Consider the following 7,797-nt stretch of genomic DNA (forward strand, 5'->3'; position numbering starts at 1 on the left):
CGAGTTCGTAGCCAAGAGAGAAGGCAAATCATGGCTCAGGTCACCATGCAGCTGGTCAAGGAGCTGCGCGATCGCACCCAGGCAGGTCTGGCGGACTGCAAGTCCGCGCTCGGCGAGGCCGAGGGCGACATCGAGAAGGCAATCGAGATCATCCTGAAGAAGGGCTTGGCGAAGAGCGCCAAGCGCGCTGGCGCAGCGGCCGCTGAAGGCGAAGTTGTTGCGAAGGTCGCGGCGGACGGCAAGAGCGCCGTTCTCGTCGAGGTCAACATCCAGACGGACTTTGCCGCGCGGAACGACGACTTCAAGGCGTTCGTGGCGAAGGTTGTCGAAGTAGCTGAAGGTGCGGACGATGGCGCCGACATTGGCACGCTGCCGTACCCGGGTGGCGGCGGAACGGTCGAGGAGGTGCGCAAGGCACTCGTCGGCAAGCTCGGTGAGAACGTCGTGGTTCGGCGCTGGGCTCGCCTGCGCGTGGATGGCGCTGGCAAGGTTCACTCCTACGTCCACATGGGCGGCAAGGTCGGTGTGCTCTTGGCGGCCAAGCTCGGCGACGCAGCCGGGGAGACCAAGCCGGAGCTGGAGAAGTTCCTCGACGACACAGCGATGCAGGCTGCCGCGATGGCGCCCATGTTCCTGAACAAGGACAAGGTCGACCAGAACGTGGTCGCGAAGCAGAAGGAAATCTACGACGCGCAGCTGGTCGAGGAAGGCAAGCCCGAGGCGGCTCGCCCGAAGATCATCGAAGGCAAGGTTGGCAAGTGGCTGCGTGAAGTCTGCCTGGTCGAGCAAGCCAGCGTGATCGAGTCGGACAAGACCGTCGATCAACTCCGCGAGGATACGGCGAAGGCCCTCGGCACCAGCCTCGAGTTGGTTGGTTTCGCTCGCTTCGAGCGCGGTGAAGGTGTCGAGAAGAAGGAAGACGACTTCGGCGCCGAGGTCGCGGCGATGGCTGGCGGCAAGAACTGAGCTGCCTGTCCCGCATTGCAGAAAGCGCCCGGCGAGCCCCTTGGCTCGGCGGGCGCTCTCGCTTTTGTCTGGCTGCTGGCCATGTCCTTTTGACGGCGGAAGCGCTGAAGTGTTGAATGAGACATGAACGGAGACTTCCGCGCGGACGGCACCTTCCACTCTGCCGACGTCCTGGTGACGGGGCATACGGGCTTCAAGGGCAGTTGGCTGACCGCATGGCTTCACGACCTGGGCGCGCGCGTTCATGGGTACGCCCTGCCGAACACTCCATCGCCGAGCATGTTCGAGCGCTGCGAGCTGAAACGGCTCTTGAGTTCCGACATCCGTGGGGATCTGCGCGAGCTGGAGTCGGTGACTCAGGCGGTCGCCAGCAGTCGACCGCGGTTCGTGTTTCACATGGCGGCGCAGAGCTTGGTGCGCCGTAGCTACGCAGAGCCGGTCGAGACGATCGCCACGAACGTGGTGGGCACAGCGAATCTGCTCGAGGGTTTGCGTCGCAGCGGCTCGGGGCCGTGTACCGTCGTCATCGTCACCTCGGACAAGTGTTATGAGAATCGGGAGTGGCCTTGGGGCTACCGCGAGGACGACCCGCTTGGCGGATATGACCCTTACTCTGCCAGCAAGGCCTGTCAGGAGATCGTCGCGCGGGCATACCAGCGCAGCTTCTTTTCCGAGGGGAATATCCGGGTCGTGCGGGCACGCGCTGGTAACGTGATCGGGGGAGGCGACTGGGCCGAGGATCGCCTGGTTGCGGACTTCGTGAGAGCGATTGCCGCTGGAAAGGCGGTCAAGTGCCGCAACCCCACCGCCGTGCGCCCCTGGCAACACGTGCTGGAGCCCCTCTCGGGCTACCTCCGCCTCGCGGCGATGGTTGACGCACCACGGGTCAAAGACGAATACAACTTCGGCCCAACCGATGCCGACATCACCAGCGTTGCGGAGCTCTTGGATGGCTTGGTTGCGCGCTGGCCAGGCAGCAGCTGGGTGCGTGGCGAGGAAAGCAACGCGCCTCACGAAGCAGGCCTGCTCGCGCTGAGCATAGAACGGGCTCGTTTCGACCTCGGGTGGCGCCCGACCTGGCGCCTCGCAGACGCGCTAGATGCCCTGGTCGAATGGTACCGTGAGGAAATGCAAGGGGCGAACGCCAGTCGCCTTCGCGAACTCACCCTCGAACAGATCCGACGCTTCGAAGCCTGACCGAGTCAGTACTGGCGCTTGCTGATGCGGGGTGCTGCGAAGTCAGGCGTCGCCTGCTGCAGGCGTTCGTAGAGCTTTACCATCGGCGCTAAGCGCGCTTCGTCGCCGGCCAGATCCTGCTGTTCTCCAGGATCCTTCGCGAGATCGAAGAGCAACGGTTGCCTATCTGTCTCGGTAACGATGAGCTTTAGATCCCCATGGATTAGCGCCCGACGTCGCGGGCTTTGATCGGTGTAGGGCATGTCGATCACGATGTCGCGCTGGGGCGGCGCGGTCTCGCCTTTGAGTTCAGGGACGAGGCTCGTGCCGTGAAGCCCCTCCGGCGTGGGTACGCCCATTAGCTCCAGTAGCGTCGGTGCTACGTCGACGTGGCTCCTTCGGGTGTCGATGCGCCGCGCCTTCACTCCGGGCACCCGCAACATCAGCGGCACTCGAGTGGTCACGTCGTAGAGCAAAAAGCCGTGTTCAAAGTAGCTTTTGTGCTCTCCGAACGCCTCGCCGTGGTCGGCGGTGAGCACCACCGCGGTGTGCTTGCCCCAGGGCTGGTTGTCCACGTAATCGAGCAAGCGCCCAATCTGAGCGTCGGTGTGAAGCACCTCGCCGTCGTACTGATTGCGTAGCCCCTGACCGACGTCGCTGAGCTTCGTTCCCGGAGGGATCGGCTCCACTCCGTCGGCATATGGGTTGCCCTTGAAGGGCTCCTGTTCGGGGTGCCTGACGTAGGAGAAGTGCGGGTCCATGAAGTGTACCCAGGCGAAGAAGCGCTGATCTGGCTTCTCCTTCGCGTGCGCGCCGAGCTCTTCCATCAACATGTCGGCGAGCTTTGGGTCGACGACGGCGCCTTCTCGCGCCGGATTGAGCACGATTCGAGGGAACACCTTCCAAGCGTCGAATCCTTGATTGATTCCGGTATCCCCGAGGAAGTAGACGTGGCCGTGTACGCCGATGCTGAAGAGCCCCGCCTGCTTGATGTGCTCTGCGATGAAGTCTGCTTCCGGCAGGAAAGAACTCGTGGCGCGTCCGTCGCGGGGAAGCTCTGAGGGGTAGCGGCCGGCCATCAAGCCACCTAGCGACATCGAGGTGTAGCTCGAGAGCGCGTAGGCGTGGCTGTACATCACGCTCTGCTTGGAGAAGCGTGTGATGTTGGGGGCGGTGTTGCGCGGGTAGCCGAGCCAGGGCCCGTCGGCGCGCAGCGCATCGACGCTGATCAGGAGGACGTTCAGAGGCGGGAGCGCTGCCCGCGGCGGCGGCTTTGGGACTACCGAAGCGCTGGGTGGGCTCGAGCTCGCGGCCTTGATCGCGGGCTCTGACGGCTGCTCCTTGTTGCACGCGGTGAGCGCAACGACGCAGGCTAGGGGGAGAGTGGTGGCCAGTCGTCGCGGCATGCGACGTTGTACGATCAAGCCACCTGTCGGGGGAAAAACCCGGCAGAAATAGCGGAATTTTGGGCCGCAGCCGTGGGTTTGGCTGCGGTTGACCTCCCCCCCAAAAATGGGACGCCTGGGAGGTGAACTCAGCCGCCCAGGGGTTCCGCACCCGAGAAAATCGGGTTCGAGACGGCAAACGCGTCGCGACCCGGGTGCAGCGGCGAGAGGTCGTCGGTGCCCTTTGCGTGGAACACCACCCAGCTGCGCCCCGCGTTGGCGTCGAAGTCCACGTGCACCACGTTGACGTAACGGTGTCCGGTGCCGCTGCCCATGGGCAGCAGTGCTTGCTCGTCCACGGTCACCCCATTCACGATCACCTCGAGGGTGGTCGCGTCGTACCAGCTCGGCGACTGCACGGTGACTGTGAAATCGGCGCTTGTTTCCGTGATCGTTTCGCCTGGCTTGGCGCCACCCGGGCCAACCACGGTCATCAGTAGCCCGCCACTGATCGTCGTGTTGCCGCTCGCCACCGCGTCTCGCACGCTGTTGATGGTGAGCTGCTTCGGATCGTCGAACCCGAAGTCGATGCAAGTCCGTGGATAGCCGACGGGAGAGGTGCGGAGCTTGTGGCTGTCCGAGCTGCCGACGGCCCAGAAGGTGTAGCCATGGTTCAACAGCGCGAACCAGTCGCCGACGCTCTTGTCACGGTTGTCATCGAAGCTCGAGTCGTTGAAGACCTCGATGGCGTCGAAGTTCGTGCTCCAGAGGTTGGCGGTCTTGCCCGCGCCGGTGGTGCGATCGAAGCGCGCGCTGCTGAAGTAAGCGCCGAAGCCGCCGCCGCTCGGATGGTTGATGATGAAGACCGGATCCTCGGGGAGATTCTGCACGTTGTCGAACATCTGTGGCGGTTCCAGACCGACCCACTCCACCGCGCCGTTGTTGACCTGATCAGGCTTCGGCAGGAGTGGCACCACACCGAAGTGGCCCCAGCTGAAGGTCGTGAGCTCTTGGCTCGGCATCCCGAAAGCCCAGTCCGTCATACCCAGGCTCTCCACGACCGGCCCGAAGTCAACGACCCACTCGTGTTCGCTGGAGACGGGGATCTCCAAGCCATCGGCGATCGCGCTCTTCACCTTCTCCACGATGGGGTCGTGGGAGTCTGCGCTCTGCGCGGAGTGAATATGGAAATCGGCGCACATGATCCCCGTGGAATCAACACTGTGCTCTAGGCTGGCTGCCACCTGGGCGGTCTCTCCGGCGTTCACGCTGATTGTCGTGTCGGAGATCTCCCACTCACCGCCGTGGCTCACGATCACCCGATGCTCCCCAGGGGGAACGAGCAGCGTCGCGTCGCCGTTCATCGCGAAGTGCTGGTGGAGGCGACCATTTGCTTCATCGGCCACACCAAAGCTCTCCGGCCACGAGGGAGGCGCGCTGGTTGGGATCACTTGGATGCGTACCGGCATCGGGGCGTTCTGTGCGGCGTCCGTAGCGACGACGTGGATCGCGCCGGTCGCAGCAAAGCTCAGGTCTTGGCTGCTGACTCCCGCACCGACGTTGGTTCCGCCGGGCAATGCATAGCCGAGTTTTTGGGGGGTGAGGGTCGCTCCAGTGTCCGGCGGAACGTGAATCGTATAGCTGCCATCGCTCGCGCTCTTGGTGCGTGAGAGGTAGCTGCCATCGGCTGCCGTGGCGTGAACCCACGCGTCCGCGACGGGCCCACCAGAGGAGTCCAGCACCTGGCCGCTCACCGCTTGCCACGCGGTGTCGCCGTCCACGCGCCGAATGGCTTCTCGCAGCCCGTCGTAGTCTGGGCCGCCGCCGATCACCTCCACGTGGTCATTCCAGGTGATGCCACAGGCATCTGCCGCGAACCCGGGACCAGTGAAGTATTGAAAGCCGCTGATCTCCAGGTTCGTGTTGAGCTTTTTTCCGTGGGGCAAGCGCCACGCGAAGTTGAACGCGCCGCTCACGAAACCTGCCCAGGGGATCTCCCCGTTAGCCGACGAGAAGCCGCTGCCTTCCGTGGCGAATTGATTGTGATTCTGCTGGAAAAAACCATGCATTTCGTCGGTGACGCTGCCGATCGCGAACTCGATGGGGTCCGACGTCGGGTTCGCGATCCCCAGGCGGATATCGAGCTTCTCCGCGCCGGGCTCGAGCACGTAGTCGTAGGCGGCGTCGACATCGTATCTGCGTGGAAACAGCGCGGCGAGAGAGCCGTTCAGGAACGGGATCGCCTCCAGCGGACCTGTGACGCGCACCACGGCGGCGTTGCCGTCGCTGCCGTCGTTGATCACGCTGACGCTCGTCGGGTTGATCATCTGTATCGAGAGCGCCATCAACGTCTCGACGTAGTTCGAGCGACCCAGAGGGCGCCCATCGTCGCCAACTTGATCGACGGCCAGGATCTCTCCTCCGAAGCGGGCATAGCCATCGCTCAACCCCTTGTCCTCGATCGTCACCGCGATCTTGTCGTTGGCGAGCACGTAGTCGCCCACGTTGATGCGCTGCCGTCCGTGAGCCGGTTGAACTATTTGCGCGGCGTCGGTGATTCGTCCGGCGCGGGCTTGGCTCGCTGCTTTGGCACCGTAGACGTCGGCGTGCCCTGTCGCGTCTCCGACCTCGAAGCTGGTGGGGCAGTTGGTCGTGCCGCCGGTCCCTCCGCTGCCCGCAGTTCCGCCAGCGCCCCCGCTAGCCAGGGGCTGCTTAGTCTCCTCCGTGTCACTGCAAGCGGCAGCCGCGACAACGCTCAGTGACGTGAGAACCCAAGTCGCCAACCCCAAGCGATGTAAACGCATGGTGTCAATTGTGTCACGAAATGGCCGCTTTGTGACGAATGCGTGTCGGTGGCGGGCGGCTTTGGCGCTTAAGGCTCACCGCACCCCGCAAAAAGAAAGACAGCGCAGAGCTCAGTGCCCAAACGTGCGTCGAATGACCGCGATCACTTCGTCCTGCTCGGCGTCAGTCATCGCCGAGCCGCTGGGAAGGCAGAGCCCTGTCTCGAAGAGAGCACGGCTTACGGAGCCCCCAACGGCGCGGCAGGTAGCGAAGATGGGTTGAAGGTGCATCGGCTTCCAGAGTGGGCGGGCTTCGATCTCCACGCCTTCCAGGGCTAGCCGAGCTCGCTCGCGTTCCTCGGGGGTTGCGAACGTGAGGCAGCTCAGCCAACGCGTGGAGTCCCAGCCGTCGGGCTCTGGCATGAAGCCAACGCCTGGCAGGTCCTTCAATCCGTCCACGTAGCGCTGAAAGATGCTGCGTCGCTTCGCGACGCGTTGCCCAAGCTGCCGCAGCTGACCCCGCCCAACGGCCGCAAGCAGGTTGGAGAGCCGGTAGTTGTAGCCGATATGGGAGTGCTCGTAGTGGGGCGCGGGATCCCTGGCTTGGGTCGCCAGGAAGCGGGCCTTTTGAATCCGCGCGGCATCGCCTCCACAGAGCGCTCCACCTCCGCTGGTCGTGATGATCTTGTTGCCGTTGAACGAGAAGGCGCTCAGGTCGCCAAAGCTCCCGGCGGGCCGCCCGTGATACGTCGCCCCCAGCGCTTCCGCGGCATCCTCTAGGATGGGCACCTCGAAACGTTTACATGCCACCTGCAAGCGCTCGTAGTCGGCACATTGCCCGTACAGGTCCACGGCGAGGACGGCCTTCGGGAGCTTGCCACGTTCCGCGCAGCGTTCGAGCTCCTCGGCTACGAGGTCGGGATCGATGTTCCAGGTCGTGCGATCGCTATCAATGAAGACCGGTTCCGCGCCGATGTAGCTCACCGCGTTGGCGGTGGCGGCGAAGGTGAAGCTCGACACCAGCACGCTGTCGCCTGCTTCGACGCCGAGGAGCATCAGTCCGAGGTGGAGCGCCGCTGTTCCGCTGGAGAGGGCGGCCACGTGGGCCGTGCCGGTCTGCTGGGCTAGTTCGTGCTCGAACGCGTCCACGTGTGGCCCGAGGGGTGCGATCCAGTTCGAGTCGAAGGCGTCCAACAAGAGCTGACGCTCGTCGGGGCCCATGTGGGGAGGGGAGAGATAGAGACGGGGCATGAGAGTGAAGGAGTCTAGCCTGGGGACCAGATGCTTTGGGGGGCTCCAAAGTTCACACGGGGGTTGCGGAACTGTCCCGAGTGTGGCGAGTTGCGTTCGATGAGCCTGAGTGTGGGTGTGGTCGTACCGAACTTTCGAGGCGGGCGGTTCCTTCGCGAGTGCCTGGATAGCCTACTGGCTCAGGATTACCCCGAGCTTCAGATCGTGGTCATGGATGGGGGATCGGATGACGATTC

The 7,797-nt window shown here is 63.9% G+C and carries 6 protein-coding genes; 3 read left to right on the plus strand and 3 right to left on the minus strand.

Annotated elements, in window-relative coordinates:
* The first annotated feature begins 30 nt into the window (after nt 1–30).
* Together tsf and rfbG are read left to right on the plus strand one after the other, a co-directional pair.
* Nucleotides 31–966, plus strand: coding sequence for a translation elongation factor Ts (gene tsf / locus H6718_33595; GenBank protein ID MCB9590394.1), 936 nt, complete (start codon nt 31–33; stop codon nt 964–966).
* A 123-nt stretch (nt 967–1,089) separates the two neighbouring features.
* The gene (gene rfbG / locus H6718_33600; protein MCB9590395.1) at nt 1,090–2,163 is read left to right on the plus strand and encodes a CDP-glucose 4,6-dehydratase; all 1,074 of its coding nucleotides are present in this window, start codon (nt 1,090–1,092) and stop codon (nt 2,161–2,163) included.
* A 5-nt stretch (nt 2,164–2,168) separates the two neighbouring features.
* On the opposite strand, the gene H6718_33605 is transcribed toward rfbG, so the two are convergent.
* The 3 genes from H6718_33605 to H6718_33615 all read right to left on the minus strand — a co-directional run bounded on the left by H6718_33605 (nt 2,169) and on the right by H6718_33615 (nt 7,561).
* A complete protein-coding gene (locus H6718_33605; protein ID MCB9590396.1) occupies nt 2,169–3,548 on the minus strand; it encodes a sulfatase in 1,380 nt (459 codons plus the stop codon).
* A 128-nt stretch (nt 3,549–3,676) separates the two neighbouring features.
* Nucleotides 3,677–6,331 (minus strand): CehA/McbA family metallohydrolase, encoded by a 2,655-nt coding sequence (locus H6718_33610; protein ID MCB9590397.1) that lies wholly within the window; start codon nt 6,329–6,331, stop codon nt 3,677–3,679.
* A 111-nt stretch (nt 6,332–6,442) separates the two neighbouring features.
* Nucleotides 6,443–7,561, minus strand: coding sequence for an aminotransferase class I/II-fold pyridoxal phosphate-dependent enzyme (locus H6718_33615; protein ID MCB9590398.1), 1,119 nt, complete (start codon nt 7,559–7,561; stop codon nt 6,443–6,445).
* 99 nt (nt 7,562–7,660) lie between these two features.
* On the opposite strand from H6718_33615, the gene H6718_33620 reads away from it, so the two are divergent.
* The coding region (locus H6718_33620; protein ID MCB9590399.1) for a glycosyltransferase at nt 7,661–7,797 on the plus strand (137 nt) is incomplete at its 3' end.

The organism is Polyangiaceae bacterium, from assembly GCA_020633205.1.
Taxonomy (GTDB): Bacteria; Myxococcota_A; Polyangia; order Polyangiales; family Polyangiaceae; genus JAHBVY01.

What these genes read in the sequence shown, in the direction of transcription:
- tsf (MCB9590394.1), top strand. Translation starts at nt 31, where the DNA reads ATGGCTCAGGTCACCATGCAGCTGGTCAAGGAGCTGCGCGATCGCACC.
- rfbG (MCB9590395.1), top strand. Translation starts at nt 1,090, where the DNA reads ATGAACGGAGACTTCCGCGCGGACGGCACCTTCCACTCTGCCGACGTC.
- H6718_33605 (MCB9590396.1), bottom strand. Translation starts at nt 3,548, where the DNA reads ATGCCGCGACGACTGGCCACCACTCTCCCCCTAGCCTGCGTCGTTGCG.
- H6718_33610 (MCB9590397.1), bottom strand. Translation starts at nt 6,331, where the DNA reads ATGCGTTTACATCGCTTGGGGTTGGCGACTTGGGTTCTCACGTCACTG.
- H6718_33615 (MCB9590398.1), bottom strand. Translation starts at nt 7,561, where the DNA reads ATGCCCCGTCTCTATCTCTCCCCTCCCCACATGGGCCCCGACGAGCGT.